This is a genomic window from Salinibacterium sp. NG253, assembly GCF_015864945.1.
GTDB lineage: Bacteria > Actinomycetota > Actinomycetes > Actinomycetales > Microbacteriaceae > Rhodoglobus.
This window is the reverse complement of the sequence record NZ_JADYWF010000002.1, coordinates 537,131-558,978: the sequence shown is the minus strand read 5'-3', so window position 1 is coordinate 558,978 and position 21,848 is coordinate 537,131. Positions and strand designations below refer to the sequence as shown.

The window sequence follows — 21,848 nt, the reverse complement described above, 5'->3', positions numbered from 1 at the left end:
AAGGTCTTTCATGGGCGCGGGGTTGGTGATCGCTCTCAGCGTTACACAAGCTCCACGCAATGTTCTTCACAGGGAAGTGCGCTGAGGGCAGCGCACGGGAAGGTTCGTCGCACAGTTGACGGGTCGGGCAACGCTTAATTGGCGCTGCAGGTGGGAAGTCCGGCGCCGCTCAAACCGCCGCGGATGCTGGCCAGCGCTACGAGCGCATCGTTTAGATCATCGACCGCATAGACCGTGAGGCCCTTGGGAGTGTTCTCTGCAACCTCATCACAGTTCTCCACGGGAGCGAGGAAGAAGTCAGCACCAGCTGCCTGCGCGCCATACATCTTCTGCTGGATGCCGCCGATCGGCCCGACATCGCCGGTTGCGGTGATCGTTCCCGTGCCCGCAACTTCGGTGCCGCCGTTGATTGCACCGGGCGTGAGCTTGTCGATGATTCCGAGGGCAAACATCATTCCGGCGCTCGGACCGCCAACGTTCTCCAGCTGGATCTTGACGTCAACCGGGAAATTATAGGCACTACCGACCACAACGCCGATGATCGGGATGGCGTCGTCGCCTTCGCTCATTGTGGGAGTGATCTCGACGGTCAATTCTTCGTCTTCGCGCTCGAAGACAACCTCGGCAGGAGTTGTGATTCCGTTTGCTGCGATCTCGTCGCGCAGTCCAGCTACGTCGGCAAAAGTCTCACCGTTCACGCTGCGAATGACATCGCCCGCTTCGAGCACGCCTTCTGACGGTCCACCGGCGGAGGTTTCAGCAACGGTCAGCGTGGCATCAAATTCGTAGCCCAGGTCAGAGAGCGCTGCGGCAATCGCTTCCTGCTGCGACGTCTCCATCTGAATTGCACCTGCCTCGGTGGACTCCTCGACCGTCACGCCAACGGGGTAAACAGCTTCGACCGGAACGATTGCTTTACTGCGATCGAAATACGCGGCGCCGACCTCAAACCAGCTGAGCGGTGAATCGGGGTTTCCCAACACGTTGACCGTCAGCATGTCGAGTGCACCCTCGGTGGGGTAGGTCGTCTCGACCGGAATCTGAATGAGCGGCACGAGTGCGCCCTCAATCTCCACGTCACCCAAAGTGTCGTACACCGGGCCAGGTTGCTCGATGATGTACGGCGAAGGGACGAGTGTTGCCAGCAGGGTTCCTACAAGCGCGACGCTCAGAACCAACCATCCGAGCCAGCCACTTCGGGCGCGGCTCGATGAAGGTTCGGGTCGATTATCAGTAAACAGGGCCACCTAAGTCCTTACGGGGTGGGAGCGGTGTTCGCCACAGGCGCACGGTAAGAGTCACTAGCCTAGGTCAAAACTCAGCCGCGCACGGCATCGAGCGGCTAGCGTTAAAGCATGGCTGACGATGCTGAGAACAATTCCGAAGACGAGTTCCGCGACATGATGCGCGACTTTCTCTCGGGCGAGGGCGAAATCGATCCGGCGAAATTGGCTGGTGCAGCAGGGTTGCCCAACGATCCTGCGATGATTCAGCAACTGCTGAGCCAGCTCCAGAACGCGCTTGGCAAGAGCGGCGACGGCATCAACTGGGACATTGCTCTTGAGCAGGCTAAGAACCTCGCGTCGCAAAGCACCGTGGTGTCTTTGCCCGCCGAACGCACCAAACTCGAGCAGGCCCTCCATGTGGCTGCGCTCTGGCTCGATGAGGTCACCGATATCTCCGAACTCACCGTGGAACCCAAGCTGCTCAGCCGCAGCGAATGGGTCACCATCACGATGCCCATCTGGACTCAGCTTGCTGAACCAGTGGCCAACTCGATCGCCAATTCCCTCACGGACGTTCTCAAGCAGAACGCGCCAGAGGAAATGGACGAGATGCTCAGCGGCGCAAGCAAAGTCATGCGCAACATCGGCGGCACCCTCTTCGCCATGCAGCTCGGCCAGGTTGTTGGTCAGTTGTCGAGCGAAGTGGTGTCGGGCGGCGACATCGGCATCCCTCTCTTCGATGAACAGCAAGCTGTACTCGTTCCACAGAGCGTCTTCGCGTTCGGCAACGGTCTCGACCTGCCCGACAGCGAGATTCACCTCTACTTGGCGGTGCGCGAGCTCGCACACGCCCGACTCTTCCGCCACGCAAAGTGGCTGCGTCTGCAGTTCATGACGTCTGTTACCGCCTATGCCCACGACATCCACATTGATTCGGATGCCATTGCTGAGTTGGCGAGCGACTTTGACCCCAATAATCCTGAAGAGCTTCGCGACGCGATGACGAACGGTTCGCTCATTCCACCGAAGAGCGAAGAGCAGCGTGAGGCGCTCGAGCGCCTCGAGACCGTTCTGGCGCTTGTTGAAGGCTGGGTGGATGTTGTGACGGCCGCCGCCACCTCGCGACTTCCGGCGCGCGAGGCGATTGCGGAGACCGTGCGACGCCGTCGCGCGTCCGGTGGCCCTGCTGAGTCGGCTTTTGCCACTCTCGTGGGTCTTGAGTTGCGCCCGCGTCGCCTGCGTGAAGCAGCAGCGATGTGGCAGCACGTCACCGACGAGCTCGGTGCCGATCAACGCGACGCGCTGTGGTCGCACCCCGACCTCATGCCGACGGCCGCCGATATCGACGACCCGGCCGCTCTCGTTGCCCGCCTGCGTGACGGTGGCAGCACTCTGGATGACGTTGATCAAGCCATCAATGATCTTCTCAATGATGAGTCGGGAGATCGCCCTCACGAGGGCGAGGAGTCCTAGCCCGCACTGAAGAAAGTGCTGGGCACGAAGAGAGTCGCGCGCGCAACAGGTTTTTGTCGCCGATAGTTCATCTTCAGGCTGTGGAATCTTCACACTGACCAATCGGACAGTTGTGCACAATGGGCACATGATGCTGCGTGTAGACCCCCGACTACCGCTCGTGTGGCGATCCCCTACGAGTGCTCAGTTCGGCATTGACCCACCCGTCGTTGTATTGCCGCGCGTCACCGAGAACCAAGAGAAGATCCTCTCTGCTCTCGTGGCCGGCATTAGTCGTAGCGGCATCGGAATGCTGGCGAAGTCTCATCCTGCTGAGTGCAACGACCTGCTCGATGCCCTGTCTCGAGTCTTAGTCGCGACTCCCCCACAGCCGCCAAGTGCTCGGGTCGCAGTTCTCGGCTCTGGTGTGCTCGTGGAGTCCATCGCACGCATTCTCGCCGCCAGCGGAGTAAGCGTTGATGTCGCCGAAACTCCCGATGAACTTGCCAATCCCGACCCGGATCTCGCAATCGTTGTCGGCCATTTCGTCATTCCACCCTCGGTGCATTCGCACTGGCTTCGCCGTGACGTGCCCCATATGCCCGTCGTCATCACCGATTCTGCTGCCGAAGTTGGCCCGGTCGTTACTCCCGGAATCACCGGATGCCTTCTGTGCATTGATCTTCACCGCCGCGATGCTGACCCATCCTGGCCTGCCATCGCGACTCAGCTCATGGGGCGCACCTCGCTCGCGCAAACACCCACGCTCATCGCTGAAGCCGCCGGCGAGGCCAGCCGTATGGCCCTGCATCGTCTGGGTCGCAGCGGGTACACCGTCTTCGATCAGACCCCGGCCGACGCTACTGCGTCGGTGCGCATCGACCACGCCACCGGGCGCCGCGATGAAAGCTTGCGATTTCGGCATCCTGAATGCGGCTGCCAACAAGTGACGCAGATTACAAGCTCTGCGTCCGGTCCCGAACGTCGTCAAGGAAACGGCTGGGGGCACGACGCGCACCCCGGCCTGTTTGTGCGCTAGCCGACCACGACATCCCCAGTGACCGGCGGGCACGCGTAATACCCACATACAACAGTCGACGTTCTTCGTCGATCGCTTCGGGTGTGCGGGCGTAGCTGATGGGCAGTAGGCCTTCGTTGAGGCCGATGAGGTGCACGCACTCCCATTCCAGGCCCTTGGCCGAGTGCAAGGTCGCGAGGTTCACGGCGGAACGCAACGGCTCGTTGTTGCTGCTTTGGCGATCGACAAGGTCGGCCACGAACTCCCGCAGCGTCATCTCGGCAGCGGCATCCTCGGCGAGACGCATGATCACGTTGAGCGATTCCCACCGCTCGCGAACCGCCCCGGCGGTCTCCGGTGGTTCTTGCGACCAACCAATGGAGCGAAGGATGTCGCTGACTGACTTGAACAGTGGCTCGGTAGCGGTCGTGATTGAGGCACCACGCAACAGCATGATGGCTTCCTTCACTTCGCGCTGGTCAAAGAAGCGAGTCGCTCCGCGCACCAGGAAAGGCACGCCTGCCTCGGTGAGCGCGGCCTCAATGGGCTGCGACTGAGCGTTGATGCGGTAGAGCACTGCAATGTCTTCGGGGCTGGTTCCTGCGGCAATTTGGGCCGCGACTGCGGCGGCAATCGCGGCGGCCTCGGCGTTGTCATCGTCGTAGCCAGTGACCTGCGGGGTCGGAGAGTGCTCGGTTGTCGCCGCCTGCAGGGTGAGCGCACCCTTCTGGTTGCCCATCAACTTGTTCGCGGTGTGCACAATCTCGGGAGTCGAACGGTAGTTTCGCTCGAGTCGAAGAACGGCAGCGTTGTCATGTTGCGACGCGAAGCGCAGCAAGAAGTCAGGGCTTGCTCCGGCAAAGGAGTAAATGGTCTGGCTCACATCGCCGACGACACAAAGATCATCGCGGTCGCCCACCCACAGCCGCAGCAGTTCGTGCTGCAGCGGCGAGACGTCCTGATACTCATCGACGACAAAGAAACGGTATTGCTCGCGAACCTGCTGCGCGATGCGGGGCTCGGCCTCGATCATGCCGGCGGCGGCCAGAAGCACGTCTTCAAAGTCAATCTGTCGCCGGGCATCCTTGATCGACTCGTAGGCGGACTGAAGTTCGACCATCTTGTCGATGGTGAGGGCCGCGGGCACGGTGCGGCCAGCGTTTCCGTATTGTTCGACCGACATCCGCGACGTCTTTCGCCACTCGATTTCGGCAGCGACATCCCGCAACGTTGCGGTATCGAGCTTGAGTTTGATCGAGTCTGCGGCGTGCGCAATCATGCGCGCTTTGCCCTCCAACAAGCGCGGCATGGTGCCGCCGATGGTCTGAGGCCAAAAGGCGTTCAGCTGCGAGAGAGCCGAGGCGTGGAACGTTCGTGCGGCAACACCTTCTGCGCCAAGGCTACGAAGCCGTCCGCGCAATTCACCGGCGGCGCGGTTCGTGAAGGTCAGAGCCATGACTCGGCCGGGAGGGTACACACCGGTCGCAACCCCATAGGCGATGCGATGGGTGATGGCGCGAGTCTTTCCTGTGCCGGCACCCGCGAGAAGGCACACCGGTCCGAGGAGAGTTTCAGCGGCCTGACGCTGGCCCTCGTCTAGCGCGTCGAGTAATTCGTTTGCGTCAAGCGTCACGGTTGTTCGTCAATCGGTTGGCCGTACCAGTGCTCGATGATGGCGCGAGCGATCGACGAATGGCCGGGCAGGCGGATTTCATTGAGAGAGTTTGCGAGTTCCTCACGGCTAAACCAGCGCAGATCGAGAATCTCGGTGCCATCCGGGGTGCCGGGGCCCGTGAAACCGGGAGCGACGGATGCCATAAAGCCGAGCATGAGCGACGCCGGAAATGGCCAGGGTTGGCTGCCCAAATAGACGGGATCGACCACGGGAACACCCGACTCTTCGAAAATTTCGCGCTGCACGGCAGACTCCAGCGACTCCCCCGGTTCCACGAACCCGGCGAGCAAGGAATAGCGATTCGACTCCCACAGCGCGTTCGACCCGAGAAGCAGACGATCATCGTTGTCGGTGACCCCGACAATGATCGCGGGGTCGGTGCGAGGAAACACTTCAAGCTTGGACGCGACATCGCGGCGAACCCACCCCGCCTTCTCCACAACGGTCGGCTCCCCCGTGCGCGGCGAGAACAAGTGTGAGGAGTGCCAGTTCAAAATCGCGAGCGCTTCAGTGAAAAGCCCCGCATCCCGGTCGCTCAGCTGCGGTGCAATGCTGCGCAAGTTGCCCCACTCGGCCTCGGCAAAGTGCCCGGCATCCTCGAGTTCAACCGTCACGATGGGCGTGCCAACCGGTTCGGGACTCGTCGTCGACATCGAGCGCCCCAAATAGACGCTCGTGTGGCCGCGCTCGATCGCATCCGGGTGCAAGAGCGCCAAAGAACCGTCGGCCGCCAGCAGCGCCGAGCCATCAAAAATGGGCAGCACACGAGTTGCCGATTCGCGCCACAAGCGGTCAAGAAGACGCGGATCTTCCCGAGCTAAGTGGTCACGATCGATCTCATATCGCGACAATGGCAGTCGCGAAAGAAAAGCCTGTGACATGTATCGACCCCGTCCCAAGTGCGTGGCGTGCGGCAAATGCACGTCAGAGCAACCTACCCTGAGTGTTATGGCCAGATCACATCTCACTCTAGCCGCGCTGGCGACCTCTGCTGTCGAGGGACTCGAAGTTGCCGCAGCCGCCCCGTTCGGCACCGGCAACGGAAACGACTTCGATTCGGCGCTCATCACCGACCGCGCCGGCAAACACTGGATTATTCGGGTGCCACGAAACGCTGCGGCCGAGAACGTACAGTCCGCCGACCTCGTCGCCCTGCGCGCCTTGAGCGCCGGTGTGCGCACCCGTCTCCCCTTCAATGTCACGAGCTACGCGGGGCAAGTTCCTGTCGGTCAAACTCGCGGCATCGTCTACGAATTTGTGTACGGCAGCAAGGTTCCGATGCGCGCGTACACGACCGGTGCTGGGTCGCTCGCGGCATCCATTGGTTCCGCCATCGCCGCGATTCACGCCCTTCCCACAAGCTTCGTTGCGGATGCCGGACTCCCCGTGCAGACCGCCGGCGAGTGCCTACGCTCTTGCATTTCAATCATCGACCGTGCCGCCGCCACCAAGCTGGTGCCTGCTGCGCTGCTCGAACGCTGGCGCAAAGCGGCCGAAGACTCCAAGCTCTGGCAGTTCCAGCCCAGCGTCGTCAACGGTTCCCTCGTCTCCGATTCGTTCTTGAGTGCCGACAACGCTGTGACCGGCGTACTCGGCTGGCAAGACATTAAAGTCGGCGACCCCGCCACCGATCTGCAGTGGCTACTCGGTCCGCGCAATGACGCGATCATCGACACCGCCTTCGGTGCCTACGCGGATGCTCGGGGCGCCGGTGACCGTCAGCTCAAGCAGCGCGCCACCTTCTACGCCGAGCTTTCGGTCGCGAAATGGTTGCTCCATGGCACCGAAGTGCGCAGTACTGAAATTGTGGATGACGCGAGTGAGATGCTTACGACGCTGCTCGATGACATCCGAGACGATGTCATGAACCCCATCAGCGCCAACACAATGCCAACCATGGCCGTCGACGAAGTTGAAGCGATGCTGCGCAAGGACAACCGCGCAGTTTAGTCTCGCCTTCTGACCGCGCCTCGCTGGCTACTTGCGTTCCCGGCGTCTCTTCGCTGACGAGCGCAGCAAGGACGAGCGTAATTTTCGCAATCGCATTCCGCGCGGTTCCGGTTGCATTGCTGCGGCATCCACGATGGTGATGGGCTCAGTGATCGCGCGCGACTGATGCTTCGGCACGATGGCCACCCACCGACCGGCTCGGCGCGGTGCCACTTTTACCGTGAGACGACCGGAGCGCGCGAGCACGATGGCAATACCGATTGCTACTGCGGCGGGCACACCACCGGCGATAACGAAGGCAAGCTTGGCACCCCAGAGTTCGGCGATGGTTCCCATGAGCGGACCACCAACGGCCTGGCCGCCGAGAATCACCATGACCCAGAAGGCCATAACGCGCCCGCGGATCACGAGGTTGGATGACAGTTGCACCATCGTTTCAGCGGCCGTCATGAGCAGGAGTCGACTGAGGCCGATGCCGATCAGCACCCCCAAGAACATGCCATAAATGGGAACGACGCCGGCAAGCATCATCATGGCACCGTAGAGCACCGCGCCAAAGATGATCGTGCGCAGGCGGAGACTCGCGCGACGAGCAGAGGCAAGGGCTCCGAGCAAGGCACCGATCGCGGCCAGTGAGTTGTACAGGCCGTAACCGCTGGCGCCGGTGTCATAGACGGTGTTGGCCATGGCAGCGAGGAGCGTGGGCATCGGCATCCCGAACACGGCAACAACGAAGACCATCACCATCGTCCAGAACAGCGTAGGTTTAGCCCGAATGTAGCGAATCGCTTCGCGAATCTGGCCCTTCGATTCGGGCGCGCGAGGGGCGATCAGTAGTTCGTTCTTGCGCATGGACGCCAAGATGATCACGCCGATTACAACCGCAACAGCGTTGATACCGATTGCCCAGCCCGAGCCGGCGGCGACGATCAGCGCGCCGCTCAGGGCAGGCCCGAGAAACGCGCCCGAGTGGAAAATCGACGCGTTGAGGCTGATGGCATTGCGCAAATGGCGCGGTCCGACGAGTTCGTTGACGAACACCGCACGAGCGGGGTTGTCGAAAACTTGAATGATGCCCATCAGCAGCACGAGCAGATACACGAGCCAGAGCTGGGCCACTCCCATGATCGTGACGATGGCCAGCGCAAGACTGAGCGTGCCGATGATGGACTGCGCGACCATCAGAGTCGCCCGCTTGTCGAAGCGGTCGGCGATAACCCCCGCATAGGCGCCGAGGATGATGGTCGGCGTGAACTGGATGGCGATCGTCAGGCCAACGAGCGCAACGTTGCCGGTGAGTTCCAGAACGAGCCAGTCGACGGCGATGCGCTGCACCCATGCCGCTGTGTAGGCAATGAACTGCGCGATGACATAGAGGCGGTAGTTATGCAGCCGAAGAGAGCTGAAGGTATCGCGCCAGAGCGGCCGCTGCATGACCGCCGAGATAGGCACTGTCGCCGGCGACGTCTCAGATGGCATACTCACACGCTCAAGCGTATTGTCTCGTCACTCATTTCACGGCATAATCAACGCTATAAATTCTATTACGTTTCGTAATGAGGCATTGTGTTTGATCCTGTCGTCCTGAAATCTTTCGTCGCTGTCGCAGACACCCGCAGTTTCACGGAGGCCGCCCGCACCCTTGAGCTCAGCCAGCCGACGATTAGCCAACACATCCGCAAGCTCGAAGCTGCGGCAGGCCGCATACTCGTGCTGCGCGACACTCGCACCGTCTCGCTCACCGACAACGGCGAAGCGATGCTCGGGTTTGCGCGAGCAATTCTTGCGGCAGAAGACCAAGCAGTGAAGTACTTCACCGGCTCTGCGATGCGCGGGCGGCTTCGGTTCGGATCAGCAGATGACCTTGCCCTTACCCAGTTGCCGCGCATCCTGCGTGACTTTCGGCAGCTCTACCCGCACATCAATCTCGAACTCACCGTGAGCCAGAGCGGCAATCTCGTGCGCCGCCTTCAGGCCGGCCAACTCGATCTGGTTTTCGTCAAACAAGACGCCGGTGCCGAAGGTGGGCGCTTGGTGCGCCGAGACCGGATGGTGTGGCTGGGCCATAAAAGCATGACCGTTGAATCGGGGGCCCCGGTTCCGCTCATCGCCTACCAAGCTCCGAGTCTGGGCCGCGCGTACGCGATGCGTGCGCTTGAGGCTGTCGGACGAACCTGGCGCATCACGTGCAACGTGAAGGAAGTGAATGGCGCTCTTGCCGCGGTGCGCGCAGGGATCGGTATCGCGGTGTTTCCGCAGTCGCTCATCCCGCCCGATTTGGCCCAGGTTCCGGCATCATTCGACCTGCCCGAGCTAGGCGATGTCGACTTCGTGTTGCTCGACAATCCGATGGCGGCACGCGAACCGATCGAGGCACTCAGCACCGCCATACTGAGCCGGCCGGTGCAGCGGCGGGCTTAGCCACCGGCACGCTTAGCCACCGAAACTGGGGGCGGCGCCGACAGACTTCGCCCAGGCGTCGCGCAATTCGGCTTCGCTCGAGATGTGTTTCGGACGAATCACGGTGTCGTCGGCGACGAAGTAGAACGCCGCATCGATGTTCTCGGGCGGCACGCCCTTCCACTGCGCATAGGCGAGCCGGTACAGGGCGAGCTGCAGTTGCTTCGCTTCGAGGTCGGCCGCATCGCGTGGGGCTCGCCCCGTTTTCCAGTCGACAATCTCGAAGCGATCACCATCGGCATACACGGCATCGATCTTGCAGATAACGACGCGGTCGCCGAAGGGGACGTGGATCTCGATCTCCACGTCGACGGGTTTGCGCGTGGCCCACGCCGAACGCTCGAAGGTCGCTTGCAGCTCGGCGAGCTTTTCGACATCCGCCGCATTCTCACCATCGAAGCCATCAAAGTCGGTGCCGTCGATCTCGAGGGCGAAAGCGTCAAGTGTTTCGGTGGATGCCGTAGAGCCGAAGCGTGATTCCACCCATTCGTGAAACTGGGTGCCGAGGCGCGTCGCTCGGTAGGGTCTCTCGGGCATCGGTCGACGGAGCGAGAGCGCGACGGCTTCGGGGTCGGCGATGTAGTCCTTGAAACGGGAGGCGGGGATGCGCTGCGGCAGTGGAGTGCGGCGGGCTTCGCTCGCGGCACGACTGCGCTCGGCGAGCAGCAGGTCGATTTCGTGTGACCAGAGACCATCAGCCCCCGGATCAGCGGTGGCAACGAGGTGGGCCGCTGTTTCAACGCTCGTGCGGCGGTTGCCGAGGGGGTCGAACGGCCAGAGCGGGTCGACGACATCGTTGAGAGTGGGGTTCTCGTCGTTGACCGGGTCAGCGGGAAGCTCCGCGATCAGCCCGCGCTCTTCGAGTTCTTGCAAGAAAATACTGGGCGCTTGGGGCTTGCTGCGGCTCGACCAGAATGAGCCGGTCAGCAGTAGATTGTCGCGGGCACGAGTGATGGCAACGTAGCCAAGGCGTCGTTCTTCGGCCTGGTGCCGCTCAGCGAGGGCTGTCTTGAATTCTTTGAGGGAACCATCGAACTCGGATTGATAGTGCGCGTTCTCCCATTCGAGTTCGGGGAGCTCTCCAGCATCACCGCGGAACGCGAAGGGCAGCTTGCCAAAACTAACCCATCCTTTGCCCTCGCGTGAGGTCGCCGGCACTTCGCCGTCTACGAGGCGGGGCACCGCTACCAGATCCCATTCCAGGCCCTTGGACGCGTGAATTGTGAGCAATTGCACTGTGCCGGCTTCGGCATCGTCGCTGCGCGGGCCCATCATGTCTTGCTGCGTGGCTCGACGCAGCCACGACAAGAAACTGCCAAGGTTAGCTTGGTCATCGCTGGCCAAGAAGCCCGCAAGCTCATCGTGGAAGGCATAGAGGTTCGCCATCCCGTGGGCTTGCGGACGGCTCGCCACCACTTCAATGTCGAGGAGCAGTTCTTGCTCAAGCAAGCGCACGAGGTCGCCAAGCTCAAGCCCGGCTCGGGAGCGGAAGAACGCCAACTGCTTGGCGGCGTCCTTGAGCCGAGACAGGCCTTCTTCGCTGAAACCCTTGAGTTGCGAATGACTTGCGGGAGCCTCCCCCACGAAGTCGAGAGCATCCACAATGGATGCCGAATCATCGACGGCGACGGAGTCTCGCATCCGCTGGCGCACTTCGGCGCTCAGCTCCTGCTGCGTGACTGAGCGGCTCAGCAACCAGCGCGAGAGTGATGCGAGCTCTTGAAGATCGCGCGGGCCGATGGACCAGCGCGCGCCCGACAGCAGCCGAATGAGTTCAGAGCCGGCGGTGGGGTCATGGATCACGGTGAGCGCGCTCACGAGGTCAACGATTTCGGGGGTCGAGAGCAGGCCGCCGATGCCGAGCACGTGGTACGGAACGTCTTCTGCGCCGAGGGCAGTTGCGAAACGCTCCATGTCGCTGCGACGGCGGAACAGGATGGCGGCGGTCGGCGGGGTGGGAGCCTCAGCGTCAGGATCCGGGTTGTAGTCGTTCCACGCCTGCGGCGCCAGGGCACGGGCAAACCACTTCGCGACGCCATGAGCTTCTTCATCAATGTGTTCGAAATAAAAAGTGTCGACCGATCCAACGGGGGCGGCGGGACGAGCACCGAGCGATTCGACGCGCACGGGTGAGCGTGCGCTGAGCGGTTCGACGATCACGTTGGCGGCGTCGAGCACGGTCGTGGCATTGCGCCAGCTCGTAGAAAGCGCGAAATATTGCGCATCAGCGTTGTCGGTGAAGTCGCGGCTGAAACGCGCAAGGTTGGCTGCACTGGCTCCACGCCAGCCATAAATTGACTGGTGCGGGTCACCGACGGCCATGACCGAATGGTTGCCAAAGAGGCGTGCGAGCAGTCGGGTTTGAACGACACTGGTGTCTTGGTATTCGTCGAGCAGAACGACCCGGTAGCGGTCTTGATAGTGCTCGACGACATCGCTTGAGCGCTCAGCTACTTCGAGGGCGAGAGCAACTTGGTCGCTGAACTCGAGGAGCCCCTGCGCCCGCTTCTGCTGGGCATACTGAACGGCCAGAGTGAGCAACGGCGCGAGCGAACCGACCTCTTTCACCGCATCGATAACCGACGCGTAGGGGGTTTTCTTGCGGGCGGTCTCGGCGTAGGGAAGCTCGGAAATCTGAGTGAAGCGTTGCGCATAGGCAGCAACATCTTCGGCGCTAGCCACGTTGTCACTGAGCGCATGGCTGAGGTCGAGAACGGCCTCCGTGAGCGCGCTGATGGACTTTTCGAGGCCGATGAGCCGTTCATCCGTGCTCGCCACCACAAGTTTGCGGGCCAGTTGCCACGATGATGGATCGTTGAGGAGAGTCGATTCGGGTTCGCGACCGATGAGGAGCGCGTTCTCGGTGAAGAGTGCGCTGGCAAAGGAGTTGTAGGTGGAGATCGTGGGCTGATCAAACTCGATCGAAGCTGTTTCGGGGGTCGCCACAAATCGTTCGGGATGCGCGCTTTGCACGTCGCGCAGGATCGCGATGCGTTCGCTCACGCGCTTGCTGAGCGAACCCGCGGCTTTTCGTGTGAAGGTGAGGCCGAGAATCTGGTCGGGGCTCACCAAGTTGTTGGCGACGAGCCACACGACGCGGCTGGCCATCGTGTCGGTCTTGCCGCTGCCCGCGCCGGCGACGACGAGGGCGGGGCTGAGCGGCGCCTCGATCACGACACGTTGCTGTTCGGTGGGAGCGTGGATGCCCATAAGACCGGCGAGGTCGACAGAAGAGATCATCGGGCGCTCACCGCCGGCACGACGTGAATGCGGCAGTTGCCGAAGCTCCACGGGTCGGTGCAGTGGCTGCTCACCCTAGCTACGAATACGCTGCCGGCCATTCCGCGGGCATCCTCGATCACGCGCTGTCGGAACAGTTCGAGCTCCTCGTCGTTCATCGGTTGTTGCTTGGGGGCGTCATAGTCGCGGGTCTTGGCCGACGGCGAGAGCACCACGAGCTTCGCTCCCCCATTGACGAGGCCTTCGGGCACGCCCTCAATGGCTCCGGAGGCAAAGGCAAGTTGGTAGGCGGCGAGCTGCGGATGATCGGCAACAGCCTTGTCGCTGGATGGCTCGTTCTTGCCGGTCTTGAGGTCGACGATCACGGCGGTGGTGCCGCCATACATTTCGACGCGGTCAATCTTTCCGCTCAGTCGGGCCTGTTCGAGGGGAAGCACGAAGCCCATCTCGTTGCTGATGAGTTCTCCCCCGTCAGCGGCGAAGTCGCGCAAGTAGGCGGCTAAGTGTTGAGTTAGTGTGCGGGCGCGCAGCTTCTCAGCCTCCGATTGCCACGAGGCCTCGAAGGTCATCTCGCCCCAGCGTTCTTCCACCGCCTTGTAGAGCGCATCGGCGCTGAAATCAGTGGCCGTTTCAGCAACACCGTGGATGAGCGAACCAAGGTTGGAGGCCACGTTTGTCGTGGAGCCACCCAGCTGGTCGATCGCCCAGTGCAGCGGGCACGTTTCGAACGATTCCATGCGCGAGGGAGACACCCGCACTTCGGCATCCGGTTCGGTCAGGTCGACGAGCGGCGCGGTGGTGCTTGGCGCGCGAAGCCCGTACCAGGAGCGCGGATCGGCACCGGGAACACTCTCGCCGGCGAGGCGTGCCAGCGACGCCGCAGCAGCCTCCGGCTGAGCGCCCGTGGTTAGCTCGCGGCGCAGCACGCCCACGAGACCGCGCAGGCTGAGCGGCGGGCGCGAACGCACGGGCTCATCCGGTTCAGGAATGAGCGTCAAGAACGGCGACGGCATGTTGTCGTCACCGGCCACGGCAGTCACGATCACTTCGCTCGTGGCCCGCGACACGGCCTGGGCGAACATCCGTAATTCGTCGTGGAGAACTTCTCGGCGCCGGTCGGCGACCGCGAGTTTCTCGCCCGCCAGCACGCGGGGCAGGTCGTGCGCACCGAGCAGCGAACCGCGCACGCGGAGGTTTGGCCATACGTTCTCTTGCATACCGGCAACCACCACAACATCGAACTCTTGGCCGATGACGGATGCCGGCGTTCCAACCGTGACCGAGTCAACGATCGACCGCGCGGCGAGGGTGTCTTCAGCGACATCCGCCGAAAGCCATTCGTTGAGAAAAACGTTGGCGGGAGCATCCGGTCGACGTTCCACAAAACGCTTGGCAGACGAAAACAGTGCAACAACCGCATCGAGGTGGCGATTGGCTTCTTCGGCGACAACGCCGGCTCCCAGAGCTTGCTCAAACCAACGATCGGCGAGCCCGCTGCGCTGCCACGCGCCCCACAGCAGTTCTTCAATGGTGTCGCCGGCGGCCCCTGCAGCAGCGGTTTCGTGAAGGTTCTTGGCGACCGCTGCAGCCTGCCGGGCCACACGATTGTCGATCGTGACGAACCCTGCCGGGGCGGCCAGCGCTTGCGCAATGAGTTCGTCGGCCGAGTCATAAATTTCGGCACCGAGCGCTTCGTGACGCAGCGCAGCCTTGAGGCGCCGCAGCGAGACGGTGTCGAAACCGCCAACGGAACTACACAGCAGCTCGACGGCTGCTGCGGCATCCAGCGGGCGACGTTTCAATGCCAGCTCAAGCAAGACGATCAAGCCGTTGACACTGAATTCGTCGCGCACGGCACTGCGCGCACTCGACACACTCGTCACCACTTCGAGGGTGCGCAACTGCCGGGCCAGCGATGGAATCAGCGAACCGGTGCGCACGATGACGGCCATGCGCGACCACGGCACCGACTCAAGCACATGCTTCTCGCGTAAATGGCGCGCAATGAACGCAACCTCTTCGGCCGGTGTCGAGAGCTGAAAACTTTGGATGCTCGACGGCGCTGTGGCGACCGCCGGCGACTTGCGCTGCTCGATGAGCCCCGCAACACCGATGCGCTGGGTGAGGTTGGTCACCGTCTGACGTAGCTCAGCACTGTGCCGATGCACCGACGACAAAAACAACGATTCGCAGTTCTCAAGCCCGAGCCGCGTCGCCCACTGCGACAGCACGGCAGGCTGCGCGCCCCGGAACGACCCCGTGGTGAGGTCAGGATCGCCAAAACCGATGATCGTTATGCCGCGACTGGCGAGCGCCCGCACGAGAGAAATGGTGGCCTCGGTGAGTTCGTGGGCGTCGTCGACCACGACCAACCGCAGCCGATCGATCGCCGCATAGTGCCCGCCCTCAATCAGCCCAGCGGCCTCAGCCAGCAGCTCACTCGCATCAAAATGCCGATCCCGATAGCTAGCCTTCACCTGGTCGTACACCGCAATGAAGGCGGATGCCGCCACCCATTCCGGCCGATCGGTGCGTTCGCCGAGCGCCGCCAAGTCAGCGGGCGTGACCCCAAACTCGACACAGCGCATCATGAGATCTCGCAACTCGGTGCGGAACCCGCGCAGGCGGCGAACCTCCGGATCGAGGTGGGCCGGCCACGGCGCTCCCATGCCGTCAGCGATCTCGCCCGCAAGCAGGTCAGAAATGATTTGGTCTTGCTCAGCGCCTGTGAGCAGTGTTGGCGGGCCTTCTCCGGCAACAGCAGCGGCCTCGCGGATCACTTCGAACGCGAGGGAGTTCGCAGTTCGCGCCATCGGCCCCAAGGTGGTCGCATCAATGCGTGCCGCCAATCGATCACGCAGCGCCGTCGCACTCTGACGGGTTGCCGAGAGCACCACAATCTGCTCGGGCGACCAGCCGCGGGCGTGCACACGCTGCGCCACCAGCTCAACAAGAGTCTCGGTTTTGCCCGTGCCCGGAGCTCCAACAACGATCGCGCTCACACCCTCGGCGAGGTCGACAACAGCGCGCTGAGAATCGTCGAGCGTATGCGGTGCGTTAGCCGCGGCATCCGCACGCTCAGAGGGCAAGGTGACCATGCGTCAACGCTATCGGGATGCGCTGACAGTGAACGTGATATTCATCGCGCCCCGTTGTGTCGTAATCTTGGGTCGTGGACATTAGCATCGGTATCAACAACAGCCCCCGTGAGATCAACTTCGAGTCGGCACAGTCGTCGAGCGAGGTCGAGACCATCATCGCCGAGGCATTGAACTCGGATGCCAAGTACGTGAGCCTGCGTGACGCCAAGGGCAAGCTTTACATCGTTCCTACCGCGTCGGTCTCCTACGTCGAACTCGGCGAAGAAGAGTCGCGCCGCATCGGATTCGTGGCCTAACAGTGGAACTGCTGTTCGTCACCGTCATCGGAGCGTCGCTCGCAACCATCATCCGCTACCTGCTGCCGTCGCGCGGCATGTACGGGGCGGCGCTGCTGCCCGCTGTCGGTGCTGCGGTTACCGCGACGGTGTGGGTCGCCCTCGTGTGGGCCGGTCTCACCTTTGATGGCACCTGGATCTGGGTGGCAAGCCTGCTTGCCGGCATAGCCGTGGCTCTGGTTGTCGCCATCCGCCTGCCGCGCCACCGCGAAGCCGCCGACGTGCGTTCCTTCGAAGCGCTCTCACGCGGCTAACTGAACGCAGTTCGCTAGGCGGTGAGGCCGAGCGCATCCATGCGCCGCGTGTGCGCCGCGATAAGTTCGGTAAATACCGGCTCAACCTGCGCCTCGGTGGTGCGCGTGTGGTCAGGGAAAACGAGCGCCGATCGCGCCAACAGCATCATGTCGCCCATGAGACGACGACCCCACATGGCGAGCCGTGAATCGAGGCGAGGGTTTGCGTCGATCGCTGCCTGCAAGTACTCCGCAAGAACCTTCTCGCCAGACTCTCCGCGGAAAATCGCGACCAGGCGCGAGTGGGATTCTGACGGCAGTCCGGCCGCAAGCAGCGCATAAAAGTCGTCAAAGAATCCGGCACTCAGATAGGCCGTGATGAGCGATTCATACCAATCGGCGCCGCGAGCGATGCGCTCGAAGTTGTCGACCGACTCAGTAAAGGGGTCCATCACTTCCGCTGGCGATCCGCCGGCCTTGGTGATTTCGTCTACCAGCTGACGGTGCTTCGACAGCGACAGCTCTGCGGCCTTACCGATCGCGGTCTTCGCCGCCGTCGTCGGGGCGTTAGCGATGACGCGCGAGAGGTTCTCAAAAATCTTGAGCTGCACATACGCTGCGCGCCCCAAGAAGGCGAGAATGTCGGGAGTGAACTCCGCGAGGGCTACTTTTTCGGTCGCTGCAACATCAGACCGTGACCGAAGGCGAGGCACTTCGATGCGACCTGGCTTGCGCGAAAACCACTTAACCACGGAGCCAGCTTAGAGCGTGTGAGAGCCCTGCGCAGTTGCAACAACCCGCCTCGCCGCCTCAATTCACGGCCTCGACCCAGCAGAACCCGCTAAACTGCGGGCATCCCCCCGACTCAGGAGGGGGTCCCGCGCCCCAGGTCAAAAAGGGCGCATCGCACCTAGACGGGCTTCATACGTGACTTTTTCAGAACTTAATATCGATCAGGACATGGTCGATGCTCTTGCCACCAAGGGCATCATCGAACCGTTCCCGATCCAAACCCAAACCATTCCTATGGGCCTCGCAGGCCAGGACATCATCGGTCAGGCTAAGACCGGTACCGGTAAAACTCTCGGCTTCGGGCTTCCCGTGCTGCAGTCGCTCGGCAAAGATCCCGAGCCCGGAGTAAAGGCACTCATTGTGGTGCCGACTCGCGAACTCTGTGTTCAGGTAGCTGAAGACCTCGTGCTCGCGGCATCCAACCGCTCGACCAAGATCGCCGCTATTTACGGCGGCAAGGCCTACGAAGGTCAGGTCGAACAGATTAAGGCCGGCGCCCAAGTTATCGTCGGCACGCCCGGTCGTTTGCTCGACCTCGCCAGCCAGCGCATGCTGTCACTCAAAGACATCAAGGTGATGGTTTTGGATGAGGCAGACAAGATGCTCGACCTCGGCTTCCTTGCCGACATCGAGAAACTGTTTGCTCAGACGCCTCCCACCCGTCACACGATGCTGTTCTCGGCAACGATGCCCGGCCCGATCGTGGCTCTCGCTCGTCGCTTCATGAACAAGCCCATCCACATCCGCGCCACCGACCCCGACGAGGGCCTGACGCAGAAGAACATCAAGCACGTCGTGTACCGCGCTCACAACCTCGACAAAGACGAGGTCATCGCGCGCATCCTGCAGGCTGAGGGTCGCGGCAAGACGGTTGTCTTCACGCGCACCAAGCGTGCCGCTGCCAAGCTTGTTGAAGAACTGAACGACCGCGGCTTCAACGCTGCCGCCGTGCACGGTGACCTCAACCAGGAGCAGCGTGAGCGCGCCATGGCTGCGTTCAAGGCCGGCAAGAAAGACATTCTCATCGCGACGGATGTTGCGGCACGAGGCATCGACGTTAACGACGTTACCCACGTGATCAACCACACCATCCCCGACGACCACGACACGTACCTGCACCGCGCAGGCCGCACGGGCCGCGCCGGCAAGACCGGTGTTGCTGTCACGTTCGTGGACTGGGCTGACATGCTCAAGTGGACGCACATCAACAAGGCGCTCGAAATGGGCATCCCCGAGCCAACCGAGACTTACTCGTCGAGCCCGCACCTCTTCACCGACCTCGACATTCCTGAGGGAACCAAGGGCCGCCTTCCTGGCTCGCACGCTCCGTCGCTGCGCACCAGTGGTGCTGCTTCGGGCTCCGGATCAGGATCAGCCGGTGGCCGCGGATCACAGCGTTCAACCGACTCGTCACGTCCTCCCCGCAACCGCACGCGTTCTGGATCGGGTTCTGGCTCCACCGCCGGTGCACGATCGACCGAGGGTAGCTCGGTAGCCAGCGCCCGTGCGACTGACGACAGCAACCGCCCCGAAGGCGGCGGCACGCACGACGGCGGAGCACCCGCCCGTCGCAAGCGCACGCGTCGTCGTCGTGGCGGAAACGAAGGCGCACCGACTGCGCCTCCGACCGCGTAGAACAAACGACGAGAATCGCCACGATTAGCGGCGGAGTCACGCAGAATAAGAGTTATGGCCGAAAAGGAAACGCCCAAAGTCGGGATTGTCGCCGAGAACGCGAGCATCATCACGATGCTTGAGAACGTTGTGCGCACCATCACGCCGATCGTGCCAGGTACGGCCGAAGTGGTGCTCCACGAGATCGCGAAACTGCCCGAGTCCATCGTTGCCGTTGCTGGAAACGTCACCGGTCGTGCCGTTGGCGATCCCGCTACGGATGTTCTCCTCGAAACCGTGGCAAGTGGGAGCTCACGGGACTTTCTTCAGGGCTATTCCACGGTGCTCCCCGATGGCCGACAGCTAACGTCGAGCACGACGATCTTTCGAAATTCGCGGGGTGAACCAGTAGCCGCGCTGTGCGTCAATTCTGATCTCGGCGCTTGGGAACGACTGCGCGACCTAGTGTCAGAGATGAGCGGTTTCCCGCTTGTTCCCGCCACCGCGGAGACCCTGGGGACAGGCTCGAACGAACGCTTCGCACACGACGTTGAAGAGCTGGCCGATCACCTCATCGCTGACACCATCGCCCGCGCAGGGGTTCCGGTCGATCTAATGAAGAAAGAGCACAAGCTCGCCGTAGTCGCCCGCCTTCGCGAGCGTGGCATGTTCCTTCTGAGGGACGCAGTCGAAACCGTCGCCGGCGCACTGGAAGTGACCCGCTTCACGATCTACAACTACTTGAACGAGCTCGAGGGCGCCCCCGGCAACGAACACGGGGACGCCGACGGGCCCTCAGGCAGTTAACGCTTGCGTGATTCGATCAACGATGGTTTCGAGCACGGGCCGCGGCGTTGCTATGTTCAACCGTACGAAACCGTTGTATCCCTCGCCAAATGCGGGGCCACTGTTGAGCTTCACCTTTGCCTTTTCCAGCAAGACCTCGCCGACCTCACCAGCAACTTCATAGGCGCTGAAATCAACCCACGTCAGATAGGTACCCTGAAGCGGTAGCAGCTTGGCATCCGGCAGCTGTGCAGCGAGCGCATCCTTGAGTATTAGGTAGTTCGACTCGAGGTAGCGTGTTACCTCATCAAGCCACGGTGCGCCGTCTTTATACGCCGCCGTATTGGCTCGGATACCAGGCGTGCTCGCCCCATGGCTGGCCATAAATCCAATCGTTTTCCACTTCTCGCGGTCGGCGTCAGCGCTCAGGATAATCTGCGCACACTTGAGCCCAGGAAGATTGAATGCCTTCGACACGGATGTAGCAGTGATGGAGACACGCGCGGCTGCGTCTGACACACTCGCGAGCGGAATATGACGGTTGCCAAACAACGTCAACGGGGCGTGGATCTCGTCGCTGAAGATACGAGCATCGTGGGCATCCGCGAGGTTGGCGAGCGCGGTGAGCTCAGCCGCTGTATAGACACGCCCCGTGGGATTACCCGGGTTTGCCAGGATGATGAGATTCGCCCCACCGTCGAGGTGCGTCGCCATCGTCTCCAAATCGAGCACCAGCAGCCCGTTCTCATCGGTCAACATGGGCACTTGGATAACCTCTCGCCCGAGGGCGGGCGGCACAAAGAGGAACGGCATGTATGCCGGTGTCGGCACGATAACCGCGCCGCCGGGTGCGGTGAATTCCACGATCGCCAGCTCAAGGCCTTTGATAACGTCCGCAATCGGAGAGATGTCCTCGGGGTCAACGTCCCAGCCATAGTGCGAGGAGTACCACTGGGCGGTCGCTGCCGACATATCCGCGGCTAACGCTGCGGGCGGGTAGCCGAATTCGAGACGCCGTTCCGATGTTCGCCACGCCTCAATAACCGAAGGTGCGGTACCGAAATCCATCTCCGCCACCCACGCTCCGATCACACCGGGCTCTAGGCTCCATTTGGCGCTGCCTCGTGCGACGAGCTCATCAATACTGATCGCATCCCATTGGGCGGCCAATGGACTAATCGGGTTGGTCATCGTCATGATTTTTCACTCTTTCCCGCTGCAGCGAGTTCGTTGAGGTAGTTGTAGATAGTAAAGCGAGTCACACCGAGCGCTACGGCGATGACTTCGACGGCATCCTTCAGGAGAAAGAGGCCACGTGCCTCAAGCTGCTCCACTACGGCCAGCTTGTGTTGCTTCTTCATAAGTTCGACGGGGACACCGGTGTTCTCAATCGCGCTTCCGATTAGCTCCGACACCAGTTCGTCGACACTGCGAGGGAATGATTCCCCCCGCTCCGACTTCCCCCTCTCCCCGGCAGGAACGGCGGGACTCTCGAGCCGCGCTGGCGGTCGAGAACGTGCGGATGATGCACGCCCCAACACCATCGCATCAACCTGCTCCTGCGCAGTGAGCCAATCCGAAATATCGGTATTGATACACAGCGCAGCAACCGGGATACCGCCGCTGTCCCGCACAATCATCGTGGAGGAACGCAACCGCCTACCATCGGGCAATACACTCTGGTAATCGATGTTGTTCTGCACCCGGTCAACATTCCGTAGCTGCTCAAGGAGCAAATCAGTTGCGGGGTCGCCCACTTGCCGCCCCGTCACCGTGCCTGCGATAGCAACCACGGAATTCGGCAGCAAACGGATCTCGTGCAGCACCACTTCGCTATCCGTGCTCAAGCTCCGCCAGAGCGGCTCAACAAGCCCTGCAAACAGTTCGAGAACCCGCTCTCCGTCTGCGCTCAGTTCGTGTGATGCCGAGGATTCATAATCATCACTTCTGGCGCGATCCACTTTCA

At 61.9% G+C, this 21,848-nt stretch carries 17 protein-coding genes; 8 read left to right on the top strand and 9 right to left on the bottom strand.

Annotated features, from left to right (window positions below; all coding sequences use genetic code 11):
- Nucleotides 1-134: 134 nt before the first annotated feature.
- Nucleotides 135-1,247: a S16 family serine protease gene (locus I6E52_RS12520; RefSeq protein ID WP_197157878.1), complete on the bottom strand. Its 1,113-nt coding sequence runs from the start codon at nt 1,245-1,247 to the stop codon at nt 135-137.
- Between the two features lie 108 nt (nt 1,248-1,355).
- Between I6E52_RS12520 and I6E52_RS12515 the strand changes: the two genes are divergently transcribed.
- Together I6E52_RS12515 and I6E52_RS12510 are read left to right on the top strand one after the other, a co-directional pair.
- On the top strand, nt 1,356-2,699 hold the full coding sequence (locus I6E52_RS12515; protein ID WP_197157876.1) for a zinc-dependent metalloprotease: 1,344 nt from the start codon (nt 1,356-1,358) through the stop codon (nt 2,697-2,699).
- A gap of 127 nt (nt 2,700-2,826) precedes the next feature.
- Entirely contained in the window at nt 2,827-3,717 is an 891-nt protein-coding gene (locus I6E52_RS12510) for a hypothetical protein (protein ID WP_197157874.1), read from the top strand.
- On the opposite strand, the gene I6E52_RS14590 is transcribed toward I6E52_RS12510, so the two are convergent.
- Together I6E52_RS14590 and nudC are read right to left on the bottom strand one after the other, a co-directional pair.
- Complete coding sequence (locus I6E52_RS14590) at nt 3,635-5,329, bottom strand: ATP-dependent helicase (RefSeq protein WP_197157872.1); 1,695 nt, start codon at nt 5,327-5,329, stop codon at nt 3,635-3,637. The genes I6E52_RS12510 and I6E52_RS14590 overlap by 83 nt on opposite strands.
- Complete coding sequence (gene nudC / locus I6E52_RS12500; protein ID WP_197125490.1) at nt 5,326-6,252, bottom strand: NAD(+) diphosphatase; 927 nt, start codon at nt 6,250-6,252, stop codon at nt 5,326-5,328. Before nudC ends, I6E52_RS14590 begins: the two co-directional genes overlap by 4 nt.
- A 67-nt stretch (nt 6,253-6,319) precedes the next feature.
- Between nudC and I6E52_RS12495 the strand changes: the two genes are divergently transcribed.
- The gene (locus tag I6E52_RS12495) at nt 6,320-7,321 is read left to right on the top strand and encodes a phosphotransferase (protein WP_197157870.1); all 1,002 of its coding nucleotides are present in this window, start codon (nt 6,320-6,322) and stop codon (nt 7,319-7,321) included.
- 27 nt (nt 7,322-7,348) lie between these two features.
- Here the strand turns inward: I6E52_RS12495 and I6E52_RS12490 are convergent, their stop codons facing one another.
- Nucleotides 7,349-8,800, bottom strand: coding sequence for an MFS transporter (locus I6E52_RS12490; protein ID WP_197157868.1), 1,452 nt, complete (start codon nt 8,798-8,800; stop codon nt 7,349-7,351).
- An 87-nt stretch (nt 8,801-8,887) separates the two neighbouring features.
- On the opposite strand from I6E52_RS12490, the gene I6E52_RS12485 reads away from it, so the two are divergent.
- Nucleotides 8,888-9,742: a LysR family transcriptional regulator gene (locus I6E52_RS12485; protein ID WP_197125496.1), complete on the top strand. Its 855-nt coding sequence runs from the start codon at nt 8,888-8,890 to the stop codon at nt 9,740-9,742.
- A gap of 12 nt (nt 9,743-9,754) precedes the next feature.
- Here the strand turns inward: I6E52_RS12485 and I6E52_RS12480 are convergent, their stop codons facing one another.
- The gene (locus tag I6E52_RS12480; protein WP_197157866.1) at nt 9,755-13,021 is read right to left on the bottom strand and encodes an ATP-dependent DNA helicase; all 3,267 of its coding nucleotides are present in this window, start codon (nt 13,019-13,021) and stop codon (nt 9,755-9,757) included.
- Nucleotides 13,018-16,119 carry an ATP-dependent DNA helicase gene (locus tag I6E52_RS12475; RefSeq protein WP_197157864.1) on the bottom strand — a complete coding sequence of 1,034 codons (3,102 nt, stop codon included), beginning with the start codon at nt 16,117-16,119 and terminating at the stop codon, nt 13,018-13,020. The genes I6E52_RS12480 and I6E52_RS12475 overlap by 4 nt, the downstream gene beginning before the upstream one ends.
- Before the next feature lie 74 nt (nt 16,120-16,193).
- On the opposite strand from I6E52_RS12475, the gene I6E52_RS12470 reads away from it, so the two are divergent.
- The gene (locus tag I6E52_RS12470) at nt 16,194-16,418 is read left to right on the top strand and encodes a DUF3107 domain-containing protein (RefSeq protein WP_129073342.1); all 225 of its coding nucleotides are present in this window, start codon (nt 16,194-16,196) and stop codon (nt 16,416-16,418) included.
- Between the two features lie 2 nt (nt 16,419-16,420).
- Nucleotides 16,421-16,711 (top strand): hypothetical protein, encoded by a 291-nt coding sequence (locus tag I6E52_RS12465; RefSeq protein ID WP_197157862.1) that lies wholly within the window; start codon nt 16,421-16,423, stop codon nt 16,709-16,711.
- A gap of 14 nt (nt 16,712-16,725) precedes the next feature.
- Here I6E52_RS12465 and I6E52_RS12460 read toward each other — a convergent pair whose 3' ends face one another.
- The gene (locus tag I6E52_RS12460; RefSeq protein ID WP_197157860.1) at nt 16,726-17,442 is read right to left on the bottom strand and encodes a ferritin-like fold-containing protein; all 717 of its coding nucleotides are present in this window, start codon (nt 17,440-17,442) and stop codon (nt 16,726-16,728) included.
- 175 nt (nt 17,443-17,617) lie between these two features.
- On the opposite strand from I6E52_RS12460, the gene I6E52_RS12455 reads away from it, so the two are divergent.
- Both I6E52_RS12455 and I6E52_RS12450 read left to right on the top strand, forming a co-directional pair.
- Nucleotides 17,618-19,117: a DEAD/DEAH box helicase gene (locus I6E52_RS12455; RefSeq protein ID WP_197157858.1), complete on the top strand. Its 1,500-nt coding sequence runs from the start codon at nt 17,618-17,620 to the stop codon at nt 19,115-19,117.
- 54 nt (nt 19,118-19,171) lie between these two features.
- Nucleotides 19,172-19,903 carry a transcriptional regulator gene (locus tag I6E52_RS12450; RefSeq protein WP_197107347.1) on the top strand — a complete coding sequence of 244 codons (732 nt, stop codon included), beginning with the start codon at nt 19,172-19,174 and terminating at the stop codon, nt 19,901-19,903.
- Here I6E52_RS12450 and I6E52_RS12445 read toward each other — a convergent pair.
- Both I6E52_RS12445 and I6E52_RS12440 read right to left on the bottom strand, forming a co-directional pair.
- Complete coding sequence (locus tag I6E52_RS12445) at nt 19,892-21,079, bottom strand: MalY/PatB family protein (RefSeq protein WP_231602092.1); 1,188 nt, start codon at nt 21,077-21,079, stop codon at nt 19,892-19,894. The two genes, I6E52_RS12450 and I6E52_RS12445, sit on opposite strands and share 12 nt — an antisense overlap.
- Nucleotides 21,076-21,843: a transcriptional regulator gene (locus I6E52_RS12440; RefSeq protein WP_197157856.1), complete on the bottom strand. Its 768-nt coding sequence runs from the start codon at nt 21,841-21,843 to the stop codon at nt 21,076-21,078. The genes I6E52_RS12445 and I6E52_RS12440 overlap by 4 nt, the downstream gene beginning before the upstream one ends.
- Between the last annotated feature and the right edge of the window lie 5 nt (nt 21,844-21,848).

Excerpts from the sequence above, each read along its gene's own strand:
- I6E52_RS12515 (WP_197157876.1), top strand. The coding sequence starts at position 1,356 with ATGGCTGACGATGCTGAGAACAATTCCGAAGACGAGTTCCGCGACATG.
- I6E52_RS12510 (WP_197157874.1), top strand. The coding sequence starts at position 2,827 with ATGATGCTGCGTGTAGACCCCCGACTACCGCTCGTGTGGCGATCCCCT.
- nudC (WP_197125490.1), bottom strand. The coding sequence starts at position 6,252 with ATGTCACAGGCTTTTCTTTCGCGACTGCCATTGTCGCGATATGAGATC.
- I6E52_RS12495 (WP_197157870.1), top strand. The coding sequence starts at position 6,320 with ATGGCCAGATCACATCTCACTCTAGCCGCGCTGGCGACCTCTGCTGTC.
- I6E52_RS12490 (WP_197157868.1), bottom strand. The coding sequence starts at position 8,800 with ATGCCATCTGAGACGTCGCCGGCGACAGTGCCTATCTCGGCGGTCATG.
- I6E52_RS12480 (WP_197157866.1), bottom strand. The coding sequence starts at position 13,021 with ATGATCTCTTCTGTCGACCTCGCCGGTCTTATGGGCATCCACGCTCCC.
- I6E52_RS12475 (WP_197157864.1), bottom strand. The coding sequence starts at position 16,119 with ATGGTCACCTTGCCCTCTGAGCGTGCGGATGCCGCGGCTAACGCACCG.
- I6E52_RS12450 (WP_197107347.1), top strand. The coding sequence starts at position 19,172 with ATGGCCGAAAAGGAAACGCCCAAAGTCGGGATTGTCGCCGAGAACGCG.
- I6E52_RS12445 (WP_231602092.1), bottom strand. The coding sequence starts at position 21,079 with ATGACGATGACCAACCCGATTAGTCCATTGGCCGCCCAATGGGATGCG.